Below are 19985 nucleotides of genomic sequence, written 5' to 3'. Positions count from 1 at the left end.
GTATCCGCGTTCTGCTCGCGGGTGTCGGTGGGGCGCCCGTAGTATGGAAGCTGAGATGCTTCCGCGGCCCTGCGCCGCGTGCCCGCGAGGCGCACCGCGATGACGACGACCGCGACGAGCGAGAGCGCGATGTCTGGAGATACGACGCGATGAAGTTCATGCTGTTCGTCTGTGTGGATCGGGCCGCATACGAGGACGCCGAGCCGCGTGACCCCGGGGAGCCGATGCCGTGGGCCGACGAGCTCGACGCGGCGGGCATCCGGCTGGACGGGGACGAGTTGCGGCCGTACACGGACGCGGTCAGCGTGCGCGTGCGGGGCGGCGAGGTGCTCACGGCGGACGGTCCGTTCGCCGAGACGAAGGAGGTCATCGCGGGCTACGACATCATCGACTGCGCGGACCTGGCCGAGGCCGTCGAGATCGCCGGGCGCCACCCCGTCAGCCGGTTCGGCGTGATCGAGATCCGGCCGTTTCGCGAGTGAGCGTCGAGGACGGCCGGAGCGTGCACGAGGTCGAGCACACCGCGCACACGGCGGACGTCGAGGACGCGCTCGCGCGGACGTTCCGGGCCGAATGGGGGCGCGTGGTCGCGACGCTGATCCGCACGACGCGGGACTGGGACCTGGCCGAGGAGTGCGCACAGGACGCGTTCGCTCAGGCCATGGCGCGGTGGCCGCGCGACGGCGTACCCACCCGGCCCGGCGCCTGGATCGTCACCACGGCCCGCAACCGCGCCATCGACCGGCTGCGGCGCAGCCGGGTGGAGGCGGTGAAACTGCGTGAGATCGCCCGCGATCTCGAGTACGACGAGGACTGCACCCACTCCCCCGGCGACGGCTTCCGGGACGACCGGCTGCGGCTGATCTTCACCTGCTGCCACCCGGTACTGCCGCTGAACGTGCGGGTGGCGCTCACGCTGCGGACGCTGACCGGGCTGACCACGGCGGAGATCGCCCGGGCATTCCTCGTCTCCGAGGCGGCGATGTCGAAGCGGTTGACGCGCGGCAAGGAGAAGATAAGAAGCGCGGGTATCCCCTACCGCGTCCCGTCGGCGGAGTTGCTGCCGCAGCGGCTGCCGGGCGTGCTCGCGGTGCTGTACCTGCTGTTCAACGGGGGCTACACGGCCACGAGCACGAATCAGGGCGCGGATCGGAGCGCGGATCGGAGCGCCGATCAGAGCGCAGACCCGAGCCCCGACCTGCGTCCGGACCTGTGTGCGGAGGCGCTGCGGCTGACGCGGCTGCTGGTCGGTCTGATGCCGGATCAGCCGGAGATCCAGGGGCTGCTCGCGCTGATGCTGCTGCACCACGCCCGCCGCGAGGCGCGTACGGGACCGGACGGCGAGCTGGTTCCATTGGCGGAACAGGACCGCGACAGCTGGCGGCGCGAGGAGATCGACGAGGGCGTGGAAGTGCTGGAGGCGGCCCTCGACCACGGCGAGGTCGGGCCGTATCAGCTCCAGGCGACGATCGCGGCGTACCACGCGACCGCCGCGTCCGAGCAGGACACCGACTGGGCGGCGATCGCGCATCTGTACCGCCGGCTGGCCGAGGTCTCGCCCTCGCCGGTGGTGGAGCTCAACCGGGCGGTGGCGGTGGCCATGGCCGACGGCCCGGAGGCGGGCCTGAAGCTGGTGGAGAATCTGGCCGCGGACGGCGAACTGACCGGGTATCACCTGCTGCCCGCCGTGCGCGCGGACCTGCTGCGCCGACTCGGCCGCCGCGACGAGGCCGCCGGTGCGTACCGGGAGGCGCTCGTGCTGGCCGCGACCGAGTCGGAGCGCGGCTACATCGCCCGGCGGCTGGGGGAAGTCACCGACTGAGGGCGGGGGACGAACCTCGGCGAAGCTCAGGCCTCGGACTCGCCGGTGGCCCGCACCGGGCCGAGCCAGGTCAGTGCCGCCACGACGAGCGCTTCCACACCTGTGCTGAGCGTCGGCTCGATCAGCGGCGCGAACTGCGCGGAGTGGTTGGCCGGGAGGCTGTCGATGCGGCCTTCGGCCAGGGCCTTGAACACCAGGTCGGGCTCGAGGCCGCCCCAGAACCAGAACACCGTCGGCACGCCGAGGCTCGCGCCGAAGACGCCGACGTCCTCGCTCGCGGTCACCAGCGGCATCGGGAACAGCCGCTGCGGGCCGAAGTGCTCGGCGAACGCGGCCAGGGTGGCGGCGGTCGCCTCGGGCTCGCTCACCAGCGCGGGGGCGCTGGCGGCCCAGTCGAGCTCGGGCTCGCGCACCGCGTTGCCGGCCGCGGACTCGGCTCGCACGATGCGCTCGATGGCGGCCCGGACCAGGTCCCTGACCTGCGGCGTGTAGGAGCGCATGTTGATGCCGAGTTCGGCGGTGTCGGGGATGATGTTGTCCTTCGTGCCCGCCTGCAGCCGCCCGACCGTCACCACCGCGGCCTCGGCCGGGGGGACCTCGCGCGCGACGATGCCCTGCAGCCGGGTGACCACGTTCGCGGCCATCAGCACCGGGTCCACCGCGGCCTCGGGCCGGGAGCCGTGGCCGCCGCGGCCGAACAGGGTGACCTTCACGTGGTCTGAGGCGGCCATGATCGGGCCGCTGCCGTGCCCGATGAAGCCCGCGGGCAGCGGCGCGACGTGCTGGCCGAGCACGGTCGCGGGCTTGGGCAAGCGCTCGAAAAGGCCGTCCTCGACCATGTCGCGGGCACCGCGGGCGAGTTCCTCGGCCGGCTGGAAGACCGCGAGCAGCGTCCCGCTCCAGGACTCGCGCGCCGCGGCCAGCAGATGCGCGGCGCCGACCAGCGCGGTGGCGTGCATGTCGTGCCCGCACGCGTGCATCACCGGCACCTCGTGGCCCTCGTGGTCCACGGCGCGCACGTCGCTCGCGTAGGGCAGGCCGGTGTTCTCCCGCACCGGCAGCGCGTCGAAGTCGGCCCTGAGCATGACCGTCGGGCCGTCTCCGTTGCGCAGCACGCCGACCACGCCGGTCCCGCCGACCTGCTCGAGCACCTCGTCGAACCCGGCCTCGCGCAGCCGCCAGGCGAGCAGCCCGGCGGTGCGCGTCTCCTGGAGCGAGAGTTCAGGGTGCTGATGGAGGTCACGGTAGAGCTCGGCCAGCTCCTCCCGGATCTTCTCGAGCCCCGCGGTCACCGACTGAACCACCATGTCCAGCCTCCTTCTTGCCTCGTGCCTGTTACCTCGGATCTGCCGCCGCAGCGTACCGCGATGATCCCGGCCCTTGTCAGGGGCCGATGACCTCGAGGGCGCCCCAGAGCACGACCGTGGCCCCGATCAGGGTCGCCGGGACGGCGAGCAGCCCGAGGCGGGTGAACCGGCCGAGGTCGACCTGGATGTCGTGGGTGCCCAGGACGCGGCGCCACAGCAGGGTGGCGAGTGAGCCGACGTAGGTGAGGTTCGGGCCGAGGTTCACCCCGAGCAGCACCGCGAGCACCGCGCCCGGGCCGACGGCGCCGGCCACCGGGAGCAGGATGAGCACGGCCGGGAGGTTGTTGACGACGTTCGCCAGCACCGCGCCGGCCACGGCGTACGCGGCCAGCGCGGCGAAGTCGGTGTTCTGCGGCATCAGGTTGTGCACGGCCGTGCCGAGTCCGTTGACCGTGACCGCCTTGACCACCACGCCGAGGGCGAGCACGAACAGGCAGAACAGCGGGCCGGCCGCGATCACCAGCTCCTTCGGCGTCGAGCGGCGCTGCGCCAGCGCCCGGGTCGCGAGCACGATCACGCCGCCGAGCGCGGCCCAGGCCGGGTTGATCCCGGCCAGCGAGGTCACCGCGAACCCGCACAGCGTGGCGATGACGACGACGAGCGTGAACACGGGCATCTCGACCTGCTCGGGCGGGCCGGACGGGGTGGGCTCGGCAGCGAGGTCGGAGGCGAAGAACCGACGGAAGATCAGGTATTCGAGCCCGATCGAGACCAGCCACGGCAGCGCCATCAGCGCGGCGAAGCGGCTGAAGGTGAGCCCGCTGGCGGCGAAGGCCAGCAGGTTGGTCAGGTTGGAGACCGGCAGCAGCAGCGACGCCGAGTTGGACAGGTGCGCGCAGGCGTAGACGGGCGGCTCCCGGCGCACCCCGACCTGTCGGGCCGTCACCAGCACCACCGGCGTGAGCAGCACCACCGTCGCGTCCAGGCTCAGCACGGCGGTGGTCAGCGACGCGACCGCGAACACGGCCGTGAGCAGCCGCACCGCGCTGACCCGGCCGCCGCCCTTGCCGTCGTCCACGTGCGCGAGCCGGGACATCTCCGCACCGGCCGCCGCGAACAGGCCCTCGTCCGCGCACAGCTGCGCGAGCACGAGCACCGCGGCGAGGAACCCGACCGTGGGCGCGAGCGCGGACAGCTCCGAGCCGGCCTGGCTCGGCGAGACCGCCCCGATCGCGATGACGATCAGGGCCGCGGGCACGGCGGCCGCGGCCTCGGGCCAGCCGTGCGGACGCGCCACCGCGAAGGCCAGTACGACGATCAGCAGGATGATGGAGACGGCTTCGTCCACGGTTCGGCTCAACTTTTCCGAGTGCGCCGGACGGGGTGCAGGTGGCTGCTCACCCGCTGATCATCTCATTCACCGTGCGTCCGGCCGGACAAGACGGCACGTCAGATGCGTCTGTGGCGAAGGCCCCCGTGCGCGCGGGCGGCGCCGCCAGGGTGACGCTCGTGGCCGCGGGTGAATTCGCCGGGGACCCGGTCGCCTAGATGGAGCAGTACTTCGACGCGCACCTGTGCTGCGCCCGCGACGGCATGCGGGTGCTGATGATGCCGCTGCCACTGGACCGGTTCGACCTGGAAGCCGCGCCGCGGCCAAGGCCGGCCGGAAGCCCGACGAGGCGCTGCGGCGGATGCCGACCGCAGCGCCGGCGCATCCTCAGGACTGGGCGCGGTGCCGGTCCTCGCCGCCGTCGTAGTCGGTGTACGTGTACGGATTCGGCACGCGCTCGTCGGCGGGCAGCGCCGGGGTCACGCTCTCCTTCCAGGCGTCCGGTCCCATCGTGTCCATCGCGTACTCGACGGTGCGGGCCACCTCGGCCTTCGCGGCGTCGAGGTCCGTGCCGAGCAGCCGGTGCGCGTACTTGACGACCTGTCCGTCGACCAGCACGGTGTGCACGTCGCCGCGGCCGGCCTGGAAGACGAGGCTGCCGTAGGGGTGCAGCAGCGGGTACATGGCGGGCGAGGCGTCGTTCTTGATCAGCACGATGTCGGCCTTCTTGCCCTCGACCAGGCTGCCGAGCGTGGTGTCAAGGCCGAGCGCCCGGGCGCCGCCGATCGTGGCCCAGTGCGCGACCTCCTCGGCCCGCAGCCGGTTGTGCACGACGGTCTCGCCGCGTGCGTGCGCCTCGAGGTGTTCGCGGGAGCGGTCGGCGGAGAGCGTGGCCCGCATCGCCGAGAACAGGTCGCCGCTCCACCACACGCTGGTGTCCATGGACAGCGACACCGGTATGCCGTGCTTGCGCAGCTGCCAGGTGGGCGGGTAGCCCTGTCCGGCGCTCTGCTCGCTCTCGGTGGAGACCGAGACGGTGCCGCCGGACGCGGCGATGCGCTGGTAGGAGTCGTCGCTCAGGCTCGCGGCGTGGACGTAGGTGACGTCCGGGGTCATGCAGCCGTGGTCCCACATGAGCTGGATGCTCGCGTCGTTGGTCGCACCCCATACGCCAGCGTGCGTACTCACCCGCAGGCCGAGCTCGCGCGCGGCCTCGAAGGCGGCCCGCTCCGGAAACGCCGGGTCGGCGGTGACGTCGAAGGCGAGCTGGAGCCTGAGCTTCTCGTCGGCGGAGTGGGCCAGGTGCTCGACGAAGGCGCGGAAGTCGGCGTCGCGCGTCCACTCCCACGGGGCGCCGAGCAGGTTGCCGTAGGCCAGGACGTACCGGCCGGGCGCCGACCTGAGCGCGTCCACGGCCGCCTCGCCGTGGCCGACGGTCTGCAGCCCGTGCGACCAGTCCAGCGTGGTGGTCACCCCGGCGTCCACGGCCTCGACCGCGGCCAGCGCGTTGCCCGCGTGGATGTCCTCCGGGCGGAAGATCTTGCCCCAGGTCAGGTAGTAGAACACGAAGTACTGGGTGAGCGTCCAGTCGGCGCCGAGCCCGCGTAGCGCGGTCTGCCACATGTGCCGGTGCGTGTCGATCATGCCGGGCATCAGGATCCCGCCGGCGGCGTCGATCTCCGCCGTGCCGTCAGGTACCGAAAGGCCGTGCCCGATCGCGGCGATCCGGTCGCCGACCACCAGCAGGTCGCCGCCGTCGATCACCCCGGCCCGGTCCATGGTGAGGATGGTCGCGCCGCGCAAGACGACCGGCCGTCCGGACGCGAAGTCGGGACGCGTGTCGGATTCGTTCATGCCACACCTCGTCGTTGAGGGAAGGGTCGGGTCGGGGACGGTTACGGGGTGGGCTCGGCCGCGACCGCTTGGAGCCGGGGAGAGGCGATGTTCATGTGCTGATGTCGGGATAGGGCAGGCCGAGGTGGCTCAGCCGCGCCGCGTAGTCCCGCTGCATCCCGAGCGGCTCGGGGAAGTCGCGTTCGAACATCGCGATCCAGAGCGTGAGGGTCAGGAACGGGTGCGCGCCGAGCCCGAACAGCGCGACGTGGTCGTGCGCGGCGAGGGCGGCGCGCTCCTCGTCGGTGAAGGCCAGCCAGGTGGTCGCCTCGTCGACCGGGCAGTTGAGGATGCGCCCGGCCTGCTCGCGCTCCCACCACTCGACCGTGCCGCCCGGGTCCTCGCGGTAGCGCTCGACGAGGCCGGGGTCGCGGTCGATCGTGTAGAGGAACTTGTCGACCAGATACCTGCTCACGCGTCGACTCCGTTCGGATACCAGGTGAAGTAGGCCTCCATGGTGTGGAACAGGTCGAGATGGTCGGCGTAGTCCGCCTTGGCGTAGCCGGCCACGCCCATCATCAGCATGAAGTCCATGAATCCGTGCGTGGCGTTGCCGGGCGCGTGCAGGCTGTCCAGGGTGACCTCGGCCAGGCATCCGTCGATGTCCCCGTTGGCGATCCACTCCACCGCGCGCGCGTCGAACTCGGGGTCGGGGCCGTGCGGGCCGAACTGGCGCGGGCCGCCGAGTTCGAGCGAGAGGTGGCCGGTGCCGATGACGGCCACGCGCAGTGAGCTCGGCCAGGAGTCGATCAGCGTGCGCAGGGTGCGTCCGAGCGCGACGAAGCGCTCCGGCCGGGGCAGCGGCGGGGCGAAGATGTTGGTGTAGATCGGGACCACCGGCAGGTCGTTGTCCGGCCGGACGGTCAGGATCGGGCAGGTGATCGAGTGGTCCACCCGCAGCTCGTTGGAGAACGCGAGGTCGAACCCCTCGTCCAGCCCGGCCCGCAGAATGTGCGCGGAGAGCTCCTCGTGGCCCTTGAGCAGCAGCCGCGGCAGCCCGAACTCGCGCTCCTCGTTGTAGTAGTTGGCGTCGTAGAAGGGCGCCTTGCCCACCAGGAACTGCGGCATGTTGTCGAGCCAGAGCTGGTGGAAGTGGTCGGAGCCGACCATGACCAGCACGTCCGGGCGCATCCGGGTCAGCGTCTCCCGGTAGGCGGCGACCTTGCGCACCCACTCGGCCGCGAACGGCGGCGCCTCGGCGGTCGGCAGCCGGCTGGTGCGGTAGTAGAACGGATGGTGCGTGGTGGCCAGAATAGCCACGAGTTTCGCCACGGAACGCGGCCCTCCTTCCCGCCGACAAGTGGCGGACAAGTGTCCGCAGGACGGCGCTATCGGAACCTTGCTCCGCCAGGGGCACGCTGTCAATAGGCTTGGGCCCGCCCCGCGGGCACCCCAGGACCGAGCCCGTCCCCCCGGCCAGAACCAGAAAGCGTGCGTGAACCCCGATGACGCGACGAGGCACCGGCCCCGACTTCGTCGAAGCACTGGCCCGCGGCCTCGACGTGCTGGCCTGTTTCGACGAGAACCGTCCGCAGATGTCGCTCAGCGAGGTGGCCGCCGCCGCGGGCCTGGCCCGGCCCACCGCCCGCCGCCTGCTGCTCACGCTCGAGGAGCTCGGCTACGTCCGGGCCGACGCGGGCGGCTTCCGGCTCACCCCGCGCGTGCTCAGGCTCGGCATGGCCTACGTCGGGTCCCAGGGGCTGTGGGAGATCGCCCGCCCGCACCTGGAGGACCTGGTCCGCCAGACCGGTGAGTCCTCCTCGATGAGCCAGCTCGACGGCTCGGACATCGTCTACGTCGCGCGGGTGTCCGTGCCGAAGATCATCGCGCTGCGGGTCCAGGTCGGGACGCGCTTTCCGGCGCTGCGCACCTCGCAGGGCAAGGTGCTGCTCGCCGCGCTCGGCCCGGACGAGCTGGCCGCGACCCTGGCCGAGCCGAGCCGGGCCGGCCTGCCCCCCGCCTCCGGCCGCGCCGCCGAGCGGGACTGGGGGCACGACCGGGCCGGGATCGAGGCCGAGCTGCGCGCCGTGCGGGCCCGCGGCTGGGCCCTGGCCGACGAGGAGCTGGCCCCGGGCGTGCGCTCGGTGGCCGTGCCGGTGCGCGACGGGGACGGCCGGGTGCGCGCGGCCATGAACGTCACCGTGCACGCCGCGGAGACCAGCCTGGAGCGGCTGACCGGCGAGCACCTGCCGAAGCTGCTGCACACCGCGGGCGAGGTCTCGGCCGAATGGGCGCTGTGGCGCTCCCGGCCGCAGGCGGAGTTGGCCTAGAAAACCAGGCCGCGCTCCCTCGCCCCGACCAGGGCTTGACAACTCACGGCACGCGGACGAGAGTTTCGGACAGTTGTCCGTATGGCGGTCGTGAGCGTGATCCGCAGTCCGACGTGCCCGCTCAGCCGACCGATCCCAGCGGACCTGAGGCCTAAGGAGCGTCTGATGGAGACTTCGCCGCCCGGCTCGGGCCCGCTCTCCGGCATCCTGGTCGCCGACTTCTCCCGGGTGCTCGCCGGGCCCTACGCGACGATGCTGCTGGCCGACCTCGGCGCGGACGTGATCAAGGTGGAGAGCCCGGCCGGGGACGACACGCGGCACTGGGTCCCGCCGCGGCGCGGGAGCACCGGGACCTACTACCTGTCCGTCAACCGCAACAAGCGCTCGATCGTGCTCGACCTGTCCGCCGAGGCCGACCTGCCGGTGGCGCGGGAGCTGGCCGCGCGGGCGGACGTGTTCATCCACAACTTCAAGCCGGGCGGGCTCGACCGGTTCGGGCTCGGCTACGAGGCCGTCAGTGCCCTCAATCCCGGCTGCGTCTACTGCTCCATCAGCGGGTTCGGGACCGCCGGCGGCGCTTCGCTGCCGGGCTACGACCTGCTCGTGCAGGGCATGTCCGGGCTGATGAGCCTGACCGGGTCGGCGGACGGGCCGCCGTACCGCGCGGGCATATCCGTGTTCGACGTCATGACCGGGCTGCACTCGGCCATCGGCATCCTCGCCGCGCTGCACCACCGCTCGCAGACCGGCGCGGGTCAGCACGTGGAGACGAACCTGCTCTCCACCGCCCTGTCGGCGCTGGTCAACCAGACCTCCGCCTACGTCGCGGGCGGCGTCGTACCGCAGCGGATGGGCAACGCGCACCTGAGCCTGTTCCCGTACGAGCCGCTGCCGACCGGTGAGGGATCGCTCATCGTCGCCGCGGGCAACGACGGACAGTTCCGCAAGCTGGTCGCGGCGCTGGACCTGCCGGAGCTCGCCGAGGACGCGCGCTTCTCCAGCGTCGGGCAGCGCAACGACAACCGCGAGCAGCTTCGACCCCTGCTGCTCGAGCGGCTGGCCACCCGTTCGGCGCAGGACTGGTTCCGGGTGCTCTCGGACGCGGGCGTGCCGTGCGGGCCCATCAACGACGTACGCGGCGGGGTACAGCTCGCCGAGGAGCTCGGCCTCGAGCCGGTCGTGCTGGCCGGGGACGTGCCGACGGTACGCAACCCGATCTCGCTCTCGGCCACGCCCGCCAGGTATACGAATGCGCCGCCCGGGTTGGACGAGCACGGAGACGAGATCCGCGCGTGGCTGGGCTTCGAGACGAAGGAGCAGTCGTGACCACGTTCCCGACATCGCTGGGCACCTCGGACGCCGACAGCATCAGCCTGCTCGGGCAGGATCTGGCGCACGACCTGATGGGGCGGGTCTCGTTCGGGGAGCTCGCCTTCTGGCTGCTGACGCAGCGGCAGCCGACACCCGGTGAGACGCGCGTGTTCGAGGCCGTACTCATTGGTCTGGCCGACCACGGATTCACCCCCACCGCCATCGCCGCACGCCTCACCTACCTCAGCGCGCCCGACGCGGTGCAGGGGGCGGTGGCCGCGGGCCTGCTCGGCGGGGGCTCGCGGTTCCTCGGGGTGACCGAGGACACCGGCCGGTTCCTCGGTGACGTGCTCGCGGACGCGGCGGACACGCCCGACGGACTGCCCGCGATCGAGGACGAGGCGGCCTGGGACGCGCTCGCGTTGCGCGCGGTGACCGACTGCGGGGCGGCCGGCCGGTTCGTGCCGGGACTCGGGCATCCGGTGCACAAGGTCGGCGATCCGCGTACGCCGCGGCTGATCGGCATCGCGCACGAGGCCGGGACCTACGGCACACACCTCGCCCTGTTCGAGGCGATCGGGCGGGTGCACGAGCAGGTGCTCGGCAAGCGGCTGCCGCTCAACGGCGCCGGGGTGAGCGGGGCCGCGCTGGCGGACCTGGGGCTGCCGCCCGAACTGCTGCGGGCCACCGTGCTGCTGGCCCGGTGCGCCGGGCTGATCGGACACATCGCCGAGGAGATGCGCAGGCCGGTGGCGAACTCGATCTACCTGACGGTGGATCGCAACGCCCGCTACGTCGCCCCGGGCGAGCCGGGCTGAGCCGGACTCAGTCGGGCTCAGTCCGGCTCAGCCGGCTCGCCCGAGGCGTCGCAGCCGCCTTACGCCTTGATGCCGCTGATCATGCGCTCGCGGTCGAAGAGCATGGACACCACCCGCCAGGCGCCGATGTCGATCACCAGCAGCGCCGCGCCGAGCACGAGCCCGAGCCCGACGGTGGGCCGGATGACGCCGAAGCCCATCAGCGAGGTGACGGCCAGCGGCGGGAGGCTGACCAGGGTGCCCAGCTGCTGGGCCACGCGCACGTCGCTGACCCTGGAGGAGATCGCGATGCCGGCCCAGATCGACCAGCCCGCGAGCAGCGGCGTGAACAGCACCTGCGGCAGGATCCGGGAGGTCTTGAACACGTCCGTGACCACCTCCTGGTGCGCGAAAAGGCCCACCACCGCGAGGAAGATGCCGAACATCAGGTAGGCGATCGCGAGCGTCGGCAGGAAGGCTGCCAGCGCCTTGCCGAGCAGGAACTCCTCCCGGCGCACCGGTGTGGTCAGCACCGGCTCGAGCGTGCCCTGTTCCCGCTCCCCGACCACCGAGTACGCCGCGACCACGGCCGGCACCAGCGCGGGGATCAGCAGCAGGTACAGCAGCGCGAGGCCGATCACGTTGTCCAGCTTCGGCCCGGAGGCTCCGGAGCCGAGCTTGAAGATGTCGATGATCGGCAGCACCACGAACAGCAGCGGCATGACGCCCATGCTGGAGGTGACGAAGCGGTTGCGCCGGTAGTCGCGCAGCTCCTTGCGCACGATCGCCCGGATACGGGTATGGCTGAGCCTCATCGGCGTCGTCGAGGTCATCGCGAGCTCGCCTCCACATCGGTGTCGATCAGCTGGAGGTAGACGTCCTCGAGCGAGTGGCGGGACGGGGTGAGCGCGAGCAGGTCGGCTCCGGCGTCCACGACGGCGCGGGCCACGGCGGACGCGGCCTGGTCCGGGTCGGCGACGGCGAGCAGGTAGGTCCCGGCCGCGTCCGGCCCCGCGCTCCAGCTCTCCACGCCGGGAAGCGCGCCGAGCACGCGCTCGGGGTCGGGCAGCGGCTCGCGCACGCGCAGTTCGACGGACTTGCTGAACAGCCGGTCGCGCAGCTCGGCGGGGCTTCCAATCAGGCGCAGCGTGGTGTTCATGATGGCCACCCGGTCGCACAGCCGCTCCGCCTCGGCCAGCCGGTGCGTGGTCAGGAAGATGGTCACGCCGCGGCTGCGCAGGGTCTCGATCAGGTCGTGCACCTCGCGGGCGGCGACCGGGTCAAGGCCCGAGGTCGGCTCGTCCAGGAAGAGCACCCGCGGGTCGCTCAGCAGAGCGCGGGCCAGCCCGACGCGCTGGCGCAGGCCCTTCGAGAGCGTCCGGCACAGCTCGTCGGCGCGGTCGGTCAGGTTCACCGCCCGCAGCGCCCGCTCGATCCGGGCCCGCCGGTCGTCGAGCTCGTAGAGCCCGGCGAAGAACTCGAGGTTCTCGGCCACGCTCAGGCGCAGGTAGAGGCCGGGCGCCTCGGGCATGACGGCGATACGCCGGCGGATCTCGACGCCGTTGTCCGGGCGCAGCTCGAGACCGGCGACGGTGGCCCGGCCCGAGGTCGGCTCGAGCAGCGTGCCGAGCGTGCGCACGGTGGTCGTCTTGCCGGCGCCGTTGGGGCCGAGGAAGCCGAACACCTCGCCGTACTGGACGGCGAAGGAGACGTCCTCGAACGCGGTGCGGGCGCCGAAACGCTTGGTCAGCCCGTCCACCTCGACCGCGGGGGCCGAGGACGGGACGGGTGTGGACGTGCCGATCTCACTCACGAATTAAGTGATATCACTTTACTGGAGGGGGGTCAATGTTCGTTGACGGACGGCGGGGCGGGCGTGGGGACGGAGCCCTCGGCGACGGCCCCGGCCGCCTCGGGCCCGGCTTCGGACCCGGGCTCGGCCTTGGGCGGACGGCCGCGGCGCGGGAGGCCGCCCACGTTGGACGGCAGGCGCCCGGCGTCGGCCAGAGCGCGGCGCAGCACCAGCTCGATCTGGGCGGTCGTGCTGCGCAACTCGTCGCCGGCCCAGCGGGCGAGGGCGTCGTGCACGGCCGGGTCCAGACGCAGCAGGATGTTCTTGCGCTCAGCCATCGGCCCGCCGCCCCGGCGGTCCCCCTTCGAGCTCGAAGACGCCGTAGCCGAACGGCTCGGCCCGCACGCCCACGCCCTCGACCTCGACGCCGCGGGCGAGCACCGGGCCGTGGACGCACAGGTCGCCGGGCAGCGCCCACGTCTGCGGCCGCGCGCTCGGGTTCACCACGACCACGTACCGCTCGCCGCGCACGAATACGCCGGGGTATCCGGCGTGCACCAGGCGCACGATGCCGCCGGTGCCGAGTTCGGGATGCGCGGCGCGCAGGCGGATCAGCTCCCTCACCCGGTTGAGCAGCGAGCGCGGGTCCGCCTCCTGCTCGGCCGCGGTGGGACGGTCCGACGCGGGATCGAGGGGCAGGTAGAGCAGTTCGGCCGGGGCGGCCGAGAACCCGGCGTTCGGCTCGGACTCAGCCCACTGCATCGGCGTCCTCGAACCCTGGCGCGCCTGGGTGCCCAGCTGGCTGCCCTCCTTGTCCGGCAGGCCGGGCAGGTAGCGCATGCCGATCTCGTCGCCGAAGTAGATCACCGGCAGCGTGGGCCAGGTGAGCAGGAAGGCGAACGCCGGCGCCACCATGTGCCGGGTGCGGGTGCCGCAGGTGAGCCGGGAGAAGTCGTGGTTGGCGGTCGGCAGGGCGATGTGGCCGTTGCCGTCGATCGCCGTGTCGGCCTCCTGCCACGCGGCCAGGAACTCGCCGAGGCCGCCCTCGCCCTCCGGGGCGAAGTAGCAAGCCTCGGTGTCCCACTCGGGGTCGTGGCTGCCCTGCGCGTTGCCCCACAAGGAGCGCAGCGGGCGGCCGACGAAGTGCAGGAAGAAGTCGGCGTGGAAGCCCGCGGGGACCGAGGCCTTCGGGTCGCCCCACTCTGAGATCAGGACCTTGTCGGGATACGCCTCGTCCAGCCAGGCACGCATCTCGCCCCACAGCCGGGCCGTCTCGACCCGGCCGGGGTCGTCCTTGACCAGCGAGGACGCCATGTCGACGCGGAATCCGGCGACGCCGCGCTCGAACCAGTAGGCCATGATCTCGCGCAGTGCCGCGCGGTTCGCCCGCGGTCCCGGCGCGTCGACCGGCTGACGCCAGGGCTCGGCCGGGTCGGTGCGGGCGTAGCCGAAGTTCAGGGCGGGCTGGACGGCGTAGAAGTTGGGCAGGAAGTAGCCGGAGCGGGTGCCGGGCGAGCGGACCCAGGCCGGTCCCGGCGGTTCGGCGGCCTCGGACCAGATGTAGCGGTCGGCGGCGTGCTCCGGCGTGTCGTCGGGGTCCGCCGCGCCCAGGCCCGCACTCGCCCGGAACCACGGGTGCTGATCCGAGGTGTGCCCGGCCACCAGGTCGAGCAGCACCCTGATGCCGCGCTGCCCGGCCTCGCGGACCAGCTCGACCAGGTCCTGTTCGGTGCCGTAGCGCGGGGCGACGCGCAGGTAGTCGGAGACGTCGTAGCCGGCGTCGAAGAAGGGGGAGGCGAACAGGGGGCTGAGCCAGACCGTGTTGACACCCAGCTCGCTCAGATAGTCGAGTCTGGCGCGCAGCCCGGGCAGGTCGCCGACGCCGTCGCCGTTCGAGTCGGCGAAGGACTGCGGATAGATCTGGTAGAGCACCGCGTCTGCCAGCCAGGCCGGCGGGGAGGTGAGGAGCGCCACGACGTCCTAGGCTAGCGGGCATGAGCGACACCTTGCGTACTGTGACGGTCGAACGGGTCGGATCCGGCCGCTATGTGGCGGTCAACTCCCGCGGCGGGCGGATCGAGTTCGGCTCCGGCGACGGGGACGGGTTCACCCCGGTCGAACTGCTGCTGGCCGCGATCGGCGGGTGCACCGCGATCGACGCCGACGTGGCCACCACCCGGCACACCGAGCCGCTGCGGTTCGAGGTGGCCGTACAGGGCGACAAGGTGAACGACGAGGAGGGCAGCCGGATGGAGAACCTGTCCGCGACCTTCCACGTGGCGTTCCCGGAGGGCGAGGAGGGCGACAAGGCGCGGGCGATCCTGCCGCGCGCGGTCAAGCTCTCGCACGACCGGCTGTGCACGGTCAGCCGCACCGTGGAGCGCGGCACGCCGGTGCGCAGCAGCGTGGCCGAGTCCGCTGACAGCGTCGGCTGACCGGCCCGCGACCAGGCCTGATCCGCCCGCCGGCCCGGCCGGCGGGCCGCGGGCGTCAGCCTGACGTCAGCCGGAGTCAGCGGCGTCAGCGCGGTGTCAGTCCCTGACGGCACAGTGGCCGTCATGGAGATACAGAACGGATCCGGGCAGCTCGCGGTCCAGGTCGAGGGCCTGGTGAAGAAGTTCGGCGAGCAGACCGCGGTGGACCACGTCGACCTGGCCGTGCCCGCCGGCTCGGTCTTCGGCCTGCTCGGACCCAACGGGGCGGGCAAGACCACGATCGTACGCATGCTTTCCACGCTGCTGCGGCCGGACGGGGGCACGGCCCGGGTGGCCGGTCTCGACGTCGTGGCCCACGCCCAGGCCGTGCGCCGGGTGATCGGCCTGACCGGCCAGTTCGCGGCCGTGGATGAGTCGCTCAGCGGCTACGAGAACGTCTACATGATCGGCCGGCTGCTCGACCTGCCGGCCAAGCAGGCCAAGGCGCGGGCGCTCGAGCTGCTCGAGACCTTCGGCCTGGACGAGGACGCGAAGAAGACGGCCAAGCAGTACTCCGGCGGTATGCGCCGGCGGCTGGACCTGGCCGCGTCACTGGTGGGGCGGCCGCGGGTGCTGTTCCTGGACGAGCCGACCACGGGTCTTGACCCGGCCCGGCGCAACGACTTGTGGGAGATCGTGCGGGACCTGTCCTCCACCGGCACCACCGTGCTGCTGACCACGCAGTACATGGAGGAGGCCGAGGCGCTGGCCCAGGACATCGCGGTGATGGACAAGGGCCGGTTCATCGCGCGGGGCACCGCCGACGAGCTGAAGGTGAAGATCGCCGGCCGCAGCATCCGGCTGCGCCCGGTCGTCCTGGCGGACCTGCCCGAGCTGCGCACCGTGCTGCAGAGCGTGCTCGGGGTGGTGGAGGATGTCGCGCCGGGGACGGTCGGCGGACCGGTCGCCGAGGACGACCAGGTGGCCAGGCTGCTCAAGGCGGTGGCGGCCGCGGACATAGCGATCGCCGACATCAGCACCGTGACGGCGTCCCTGGACGAGGTGTTCCTGGCGCTGACCGCGAACAAGTCGGCCGGGAAGCCGGCCGATGAGCCGGCCGACGAGGTTCCGACCCAGACGACGAAGGTGGAGGCGGCCCGATGACCGCGGCAAGCACCCTGGCACCGGCCAACCTGAGCGAGCGCACCGGGCTGCGCGACACACTGCGCCACACCGGTGCGCTGATCCGCCGGAATCTGCTCTCGACGAAGGCGACGCCGGAGGAACTGCTCGACGTCACCTTCTTCCCGATCATCATGACAGTGATGTTCACTTATGTGTTCGGTGGCGGGCTCAAGCACAGCGTGGGCGGGAACTACATCGAGTACCTGATCCCCGGCATCTTCGTGCAGATGCTCTCGTTCGGCTCGATCGGCGTGGGCATCAAGCTCAACTCCGACTTCGACAAGGGCCTGATGGACCGGTTCCGCTCGCTGCCGATCGCGCGGGTCTCGGTCCTCACCGCCCACCTGGTCTCCAGCGTGCTGCGGCTGCTGCTGGCCAGCCTGATCACGCTCGTGGTCGCGGTGCTGCTCGGCTTCCGGGTGCACACCGGTCCGGTGGACTTCTTCGGCGGGATCGGCCTGCTGCTGGCGCTCGGCTTCGGCGTGTCCTGGCTGAGCCTGTACGTCGGCACCGTGGTGCGAAGCCCGCAGGCGGTGCAGGGCGTGCTGCAGATCGCGCTGTTCCCGCTGATGTTCTGCTCGTCCATCTTCACCTCGGTGGGCACCATGCCGGGCTGGCTGCAGGCCTTCGCCAAGGTCAACCCGCTCACCACGGCCGCCGACGCGGCCAGGGCCCTGATGGTCGGCGGGCAGTTCACCGTGGGCAACGCGGTCTGGGTCACGCTGGCCTGGGCGGTCGGGATGAGCGTGGTGTTCGCCCCGCTGGGCCTGCGCGCCTACAACCGTCACATCTGAGCAGGCTGATCGACACGGCCGCGGGCCGGGGAGGGCGCGGAAGCCTCCTCGGCCCGCGGACCCGCGCCGTGGGCGGCGCCCGGCGCCCCCCAGTCGGCCCCGACCTCGCCCTCGTGGCCGAAGACCTCCTTGCAGGTCTCGACCACGGCGCCGGGCTCGATCGCGGCCCCCTCGGCGAAGCAGGCCTCGTACTCCTGCGCGCCGATCGCGGCCACCGCGGCCTCCGCGGTGCGGGCCAGGTCGGGGGTGGCGCTCAGCGGCAGCCGCCGGCCGCGCACCGCGGCGAACAGGCCGTGCAGCCAGGCGGCCCGGCGCGGGTCGCCCAGGGCGAGTTCGACCGCGGCCTTGACCTCGATCGCGGCGGCCACGTCGGGGCGGTCGTAGTGGAAGCCGATGGAGTGGGCGAAGGACTCGTCGGCCAGGCGCCCGGCCGGCTCCACCTCGCCGCGGGCGAGCGCGAGCCAGGCCTGCTCGGTGCGCAGCAGGGCCTGGACCGGGCCGATGAAGGTGTTGCCCGCGGCCTTGACCATCTCGTCCAGCCAGTACTCGGCCGCCTCCAGGTCCCCGCGCAGCCGGGCCCGGACCGAGCGGGCGGTGAGCAGGTGCAGGTTGGCCCGGCCCTCGGGGTGCACCTCGGAGATCTCCCCGGCCCGGTCAAGGGCGGCCTCGGACTGGTCCTGCTCGCCCAGGCTGGCGTACTCGTTGGAGGCCATGACCAGCAGCACGACCTCGTCGCTGATCGCGCCGAGGGCGCGGGCGGCCGGGAGCGCCGCCTCGATCGCGGCCAGCGCGCCGCGGTGGTCGCCGCGCTGGCTGTGCAGCATCACCTGGGTCTGGCCGCAGTTGGCGATCCCCCACTGGTCGCCGAGCCGCTCGAACACCGCGCGGGCCTGCGCGGTCAGCCGCTCGGCCACCTCGGACTCGTCCACCCGCACCTTCGCGTGGAACATCCGGACCGCGGCCAGGCTCCACTCCTCGCCGCGGGCCTCGAGCCGCTCGGCCTCGCGCCTGAAGGCCGCCTCCACCTGCGTCGGCTCGGTGAACAGCGCCGAGATCACCTCCACCAGCGAGGCGAGCGCGTCGCGCCAGCCGATCCGCCGGCCGAGCTCCAGGGCCTCGCGCAGCTGCGCGGCCGCCTCCACCGGAGGAGCGCCGCGCTCGAACGAGTAGAGGGCGTTGAATGTCAGGACACGCATGTATTCGGGGCCGGGCTCGAGCCGGCTGCGCTCGGCCAGGGCGAGCACGTCCGGGGTGCGCGCGCGGTCGAACTGCTTGCCGCGGATCATGCCGTACCAGCTCACGCCGTAGCACAGCCGCAGCGCCACGGCGGCCTCCCCGTGCTCCACGGCCCAGTCCAGCGCGGTGCGCAGGTTGTCCTCGGCGTCGTCGAGCCGTGCGATCCAGCGCACCTGTCCGGCCTGGCGCAGCTCGCCGTCCGCCTCGAAGGCCAGGTCGGCGAAGAAGCGGGAGTGCCGGGCGCGCACCGCGTCCAGCTCGCCGCGCTCCTCGAGGCGTTCGAGGGCGTATTCGCGGATGGTCTCGAGCAGCCGGTAGCGCATACCGCCGTCCCCGCCGTCCGGCGTGCGCACGGCCTCGGCCAGCACCAGTGACTTGGACACCAGCCGGTCGATCAGGTCCAGCACGTCCACGGCGTCCAGACCGGCGACCCCCTCCAGGTCCGCCAAGGCCGCTCCGCCCGCGAAGACCCCGCAGACCGCGAGCAGGTCGCGCTCGGCCCCGTCCAGCAGGTCCCAGCTCCAGTCCACCACCGCGCGCAGGGTCTGCTGCCGCGGCAGCGCGGTGCGGGCGCCGGTGGTCAGCAGCCGGAAGCGGTCGTCGAGCCGGCCGGCCACCTGACGGGGCGTGAGCACGTTGAACCGCGCGGCGGCGAGTTCCAGGGCGAGCGGTATGCCGTCGAGCCGGCGGCAGATCTCGGCCAGCGCCGCCCCATCCTCCCCCTGCGCGCCGAGCTCGGGGCGCACCGCGCGGCCGCGCTCGAGCAGCAGCTGCATCGCCGAGTAGCCGGCGAGCCGGTCCATCGCGGAGCCCGTCGGGGGCACCTCGAGCGGCGCCACCGGCAGCCGCTGCTCGCCCGGCACGCCGAGCGGCTCGCGGCTGGTGGCCAGGATCGTCACCCGGGGGCAGGCGGCCAGGATGGACTCGGCCAGGCCGGCCGCGGCGTCGATCACGTGCTCGCAGTTGTCCAGCACCAGCAGCGCGGCCCGGTCGCCGAGCGCGTCGACCAGGCGGGCCCGCTCGTCCCGGGTCTCGGCCCGCCTGGCCCGGTCGGTCAGCACCGTCTCGCGGCCGCCGACGGCCGCGAACACCTCGGCGTCCACGGCCTGCGCGGTGACCGGGGCGAGTTCGGCGATGTGCACCGCGCCGTGGGTGGAGGCGACGGCCTTGGCCAGGGAGGTCTTGCCGGATCCGCCGGCGCCGGTGAGGGTGAGCAGCCGGGTGCGCCCGAGCCGGTCGTGGATCTCGGAGAGCACCGCGTCCCGGCCGATCAGCCGGTGCGCCACGGACAGCCGGCCGCGCGCGGCGGTGGGCACGACGGGGACGGCGGACTCCAGCGCGCGGGCGGCCAGCGCGCCGAGGCGGGCGCACTCGGTCTCGATGACGCGGGCGAGCCCGGCCAGGTCGGGGACGTCGACGAACTCGGCCAGCGGCTCGAGCCCGGCCAGCGCGAGGGCCTCGCGGGCGGCGGCGGGGGTGGCGAGCTCGGCCAGGCGCTCGAACCGGGACAGGTCCACCGCGGCCGGGTCCACGTCGAGCAGGTAGCCGGTGGGCCGGGACGGCAGGGTCTCCGGGCCGAGCACGCGGCGCAGCCTGGATATCAGGGCCTGGAGTGCGTTGGCACTGGGCGGTTCGCCGTTCCACAGCTGGTCGGCCAGGTACTCCGCCCGGCGCACCTGGCCGGGCGTGAGCGCGAGCAGCACGAGCAGGGCGCGCAGCCGGGTGCCCGTGACCTCCACGGAGCGTCCGTCGCGGGTGACCGTGACGCCGCGCAGCACCGACACGTCCGTGACTCGACCCATGGAGCCATTGTCACCCATGGGCGCGGCGCACG

General features: G+C 72.7%; 18 protein-coding genes. 8 read left to right on the top strand and 10 right to left on the bottom strand.

All coding sequences use genetic code 11. The annotated features are described in order from the left end of the window. Nucleotides 1-149: 149 nt before the first annotated feature. Nucleotides 150-482 carry a YciI family protein gene (locus KDL01_RS11945; protein WP_212528501.1) on the top strand — a complete coding sequence of 111 codons (333 nt, stop codon included), beginning with the start codon at nucleotides 150-152 and terminating at the stop codon, nucleotides 480-482. Beyond that, nucleotides 479-1822 (top strand): RNA polymerase sigma factor, encoded by a 1344-nt coding sequence (locus tag KDL01_RS11940; RefSeq protein ID WP_307846258.1) that lies wholly within the window; start codon nucleotides 479-481, stop codon nucleotides 1820-1822. Before KDL01_RS11945 ends, KDL01_RS11940 begins: the two co-directional genes overlap by 4 nt. A 26-nt stretch (nucleotides 1823-1848) precedes the next feature. Here KDL01_RS11940 and KDL01_RS11935 read toward each other — a convergent pair whose 3' ends face one another. From KDL01_RS11935 to KDL01_RS11915, 5 genes are all read right to left on the bottom strand, one after another. Next, a complete protein-coding gene (locus KDL01_RS11935) occupies nucleotides 1849-3129 on the bottom strand; it encodes an amidohydrolase (RefSeq protein ID WP_212528498.1) in 1281 nt (426 codons plus the stop codon). A 76-nt stretch (nucleotides 3130-3205) separates the two neighbouring features. Further along, entirely contained in the window at nucleotides 3206-4477 is a 1272-nt protein-coding gene (locus KDL01_RS11930; protein WP_307846257.1) for an SLC13 family permease, read from the bottom strand. A gap of 369 nt (nucleotides 4478-4846) precedes the next feature. Next, nucleotides 4847-6313, bottom strand: coding sequence for an amidohydrolase family protein (locus KDL01_RS11925; RefSeq protein WP_212528496.1), 1467 nt, complete (start codon nucleotides 6311-6313; stop codon nucleotides 4847-4849). 91 nt (nucleotides 6314-6404) lie between these two features. After that, nucleotides 6405-6767: a hypothetical protein gene (locus KDL01_RS11920; RefSeq protein WP_212528495.1), complete on the bottom strand. Its 363-nt coding sequence runs from the start codon at nucleotides 6765-6767 to the stop codon at nucleotides 6405-6407. Next, nucleotides 6764-7624 (bottom strand): DODA-type extradiol aromatic ring-opening family dioxygenase, encoded by an 861-nt coding sequence (locus KDL01_RS11915; RefSeq protein ID WP_212528494.1) that lies wholly within the window; start codon nucleotides 7622-7624, stop codon nucleotides 6764-6766. Before KDL01_RS11915 ends, KDL01_RS11920 begins: the two co-directional genes overlap by 4 nt. Before the next feature lie 173 nt (nucleotides 7625-7797). On the opposite strand from KDL01_RS11915, the gene KDL01_RS11910 reads away from it, so the two are divergent. The 3 genes from KDL01_RS11910 (at nucleotide 7798) to KDL01_RS11900 (ending at nucleotide 10751) form a co-directional block, all read left to right on the top strand. Further along, the gene (locus tag KDL01_RS11910; RefSeq protein WP_212528493.1) at nucleotides 7798-8622 is read left to right on the top strand and encodes an IclR family transcriptional regulator domain-containing protein; all 825 of its coding nucleotides are present in this window, start codon (nucleotides 7798-7800) and stop codon (nucleotides 8620-8622) included. 165 nt (nucleotides 8623-8787) lie between these two features. Beyond that, entirely contained in the window at nucleotides 8788-9948 is a 1161-nt protein-coding gene (locus tag KDL01_RS11905; protein WP_212528492.1) for a CaiB/BaiF CoA transferase family protein, read from the top strand. Continuing rightward, nucleotides 9945-10751 carry a citryl-CoA lyase gene (locus KDL01_RS11900; protein WP_212528491.1) on the top strand — a complete coding sequence of 269 codons (807 nt, stop codon included), beginning with the start codon at nucleotides 9945-9947 and terminating at the stop codon, nucleotides 10749-10751. The genes KDL01_RS11905 and KDL01_RS11900 overlap by 4 nt, the downstream gene beginning before the upstream one ends. Nucleotides 10752-10810: 59 nt before the next feature. On the opposite strand, the gene KDL01_RS11895 is transcribed toward KDL01_RS11900, so the two are convergent. Genes KDL01_RS11895 through KDL01_RS11880 form a run of 4 tightly spaced genes read right to left on the bottom strand, consistent with a single transcriptional unit; the run spans nucleotide 10811 to nucleotide 14496 of the window. Then, nucleotides 10811-11563 (bottom strand): ABC transporter permease, encoded by a 753-nt coding sequence (locus KDL01_RS11895; protein WP_212528490.1) that lies wholly within the window; start codon nucleotides 11561-11563, stop codon nucleotides 10811-10813. Continuing rightward, on the bottom strand, nucleotides 11560-12543 hold the full coding sequence (locus tag KDL01_RS11890; RefSeq protein WP_212528489.1) for an ABC transporter ATP-binding protein: 984 nt from the start codon (nucleotides 12541-12543) through the stop codon (nucleotides 11560-11562). The genes KDL01_RS11895 and KDL01_RS11890 overlap by 4 nt, the downstream gene beginning before the upstream one ends. 32 nt (nucleotides 12544-12575) lie before the next feature. After that, a complete protein-coding gene (locus KDL01_RS11885) occupies nucleotides 12576-12860 on the bottom strand; it encodes a type II toxin-antitoxin system antitoxin (protein ID WP_246576304.1) in 285 nt (94 codons plus the stop codon). Continuing rightward, complete coding sequence (locus tag KDL01_RS11880) at nucleotides 12853-14496, bottom strand: alpha-amylase family glycosyl hydrolase (protein WP_212528488.1); 1644 nt, start codon at nucleotides 14494-14496, stop codon at nucleotides 12853-12855. The genes KDL01_RS11885 and KDL01_RS11880 overlap by 8 nt, the downstream gene beginning before the upstream one ends. Nucleotides 14497-14516: 20 nt before the next feature. Between KDL01_RS11880 and KDL01_RS11875 the strand changes: the two genes are divergently transcribed. The 3 genes from KDL01_RS11875 (at nucleotide 14517) to KDL01_RS11865 (ending at nucleotide 16915) form a co-directional block, all read left to right on the top strand. Then, nucleotides 14517-14957, top strand: a complete 441-nt coding sequence (locus tag KDL01_RS11875) for an OsmC family protein (protein WP_212528487.1) — start codon at nucleotides 14517-14519, stop codon at nucleotides 14955-14957. Nucleotides 14958-15080: 123 nt separating this feature from the next. Beyond that, nucleotides 15081-16100 carry an ATP-binding cassette domain-containing protein gene (locus KDL01_RS11870; RefSeq protein ID WP_212528486.1) on the top strand — a complete coding sequence of 340 codons (1020 nt, stop codon included), beginning with the start codon at nucleotides 15081-15083 and terminating at the stop codon, nucleotides 16098-16100. Next, complete coding sequence (locus tag KDL01_RS11865; protein ID WP_212528485.1) at nucleotides 16097-16915, top strand: ABC transporter permease; 819 nt, start codon at nucleotides 16097-16099, stop codon at nucleotides 16913-16915. Before KDL01_RS11870 ends, KDL01_RS11865 begins: the two co-directional genes overlap by 4 nt. Here KDL01_RS11865 and KDL01_RS44515 read toward each other — a convergent pair. Continuing rightward, a complete protein-coding gene (locus KDL01_RS44515; RefSeq protein WP_212528484.1) occupies nucleotides 16906-19953 on the bottom strand; it encodes an AfsR/SARP family transcriptional regulator in 3048 nt (1015 codons plus the stop codon). The genes KDL01_RS11865 and KDL01_RS44515 overlap by 10 nt on opposite strands. Nucleotides 19954-19985: the final 32 nt, after the last annotated feature.

The organism is Actinospica durhamensis (genome assembly GCF_018139695.1).
Classification (GTDB): domain Bacteria; phylum Actinomycetota; class Actinomycetes; order Streptomycetales; family Catenulisporaceae; genus Actinospica; species Actinospica durhamensis.
Note: the sequence above shows the minus strand (reverse complement) of the source record. Positions and strands in the feature narration are given on the sequence as shown.

What these genes read in the sequence shown, in the direction of transcription:
- KDL01_RS11945 (WP_212528501.1), top strand. Translation starts at nt 150, where the DNA reads ATGAAGTTCATGCTGTTCGTCTGTGTGGATCGGGCCGCATACGAGGAC.
- KDL01_RS11935 (WP_212528498.1), bottom strand. Translation starts at nt 3,129, where the DNA reads ATGGTGGTTCAGTCGGTGACCGCGGGGCTCGAGAAGATCCGGGAGGAG.
- KDL01_RS11895 (WP_212528490.1), bottom strand. Translation starts at nt 11,563, where the DNA reads ATGACCTCGACGACGCCGATGAGGCTCAGCCATACCCGTATCCGGGCG.
- KDL01_RS11905 (WP_212528492.1), top strand. Translation starts at nt 8,788, where the DNA reads ATGGAGACTTCGCCGCCCGGCTCGGGCCCGCTCTCCGGCATCCTGGTC.
- KDL01_RS11910 (WP_212528493.1), top strand. Translation starts at nt 7,798, where the DNA reads ATGACGCGACGAGGCACCGGCCCCGACTTCGTCGAAGCACTGGCCCGC.
- KDL01_RS11925 (WP_212528496.1), bottom strand. Translation starts at nt 6,313, where the DNA reads ATGAACGAATCCGACACGCGTCCCGACTTCGCGTCCGGACGGCCGGTC.
- KDL01_RS44515 (WP_212528484.1), bottom strand. Translation starts at nt 19,953, where the DNA reads ATGGGTCGAGTCACGGACGTGTCGGTGCTGCGCGGCGTCACGGTCACC.
- KDL01_RS11875 (WP_212528487.1), top strand. Translation starts at nt 14,517, where the DNA reads ATGAGCGACACCTTGCGTACTGTGACGGTCGAACGGGTCGGATCCGGC.
- KDL01_RS11865 (WP_212528485.1), top strand. Translation starts at nt 16,097, where the DNA reads ATGACCGCGGCAAGCACCCTGGCACCGGCCAACCTGAGCGAGCGCACC.
- KDL01_RS11870 (WP_212528486.1), top strand. Translation starts at nt 15,081, where the DNA reads ATGGAGATACAGAACGGATCCGGGCAGCTCGCGGTCCAGGTCGAGGGC.
- KDL01_RS11885 (WP_246576304.1), bottom strand. Translation starts at nt 12,860, where the DNA reads ATGGCTGAGCGCAAGAACATCCTGCTGCGTCTGGACCCGGCCGTGCAC.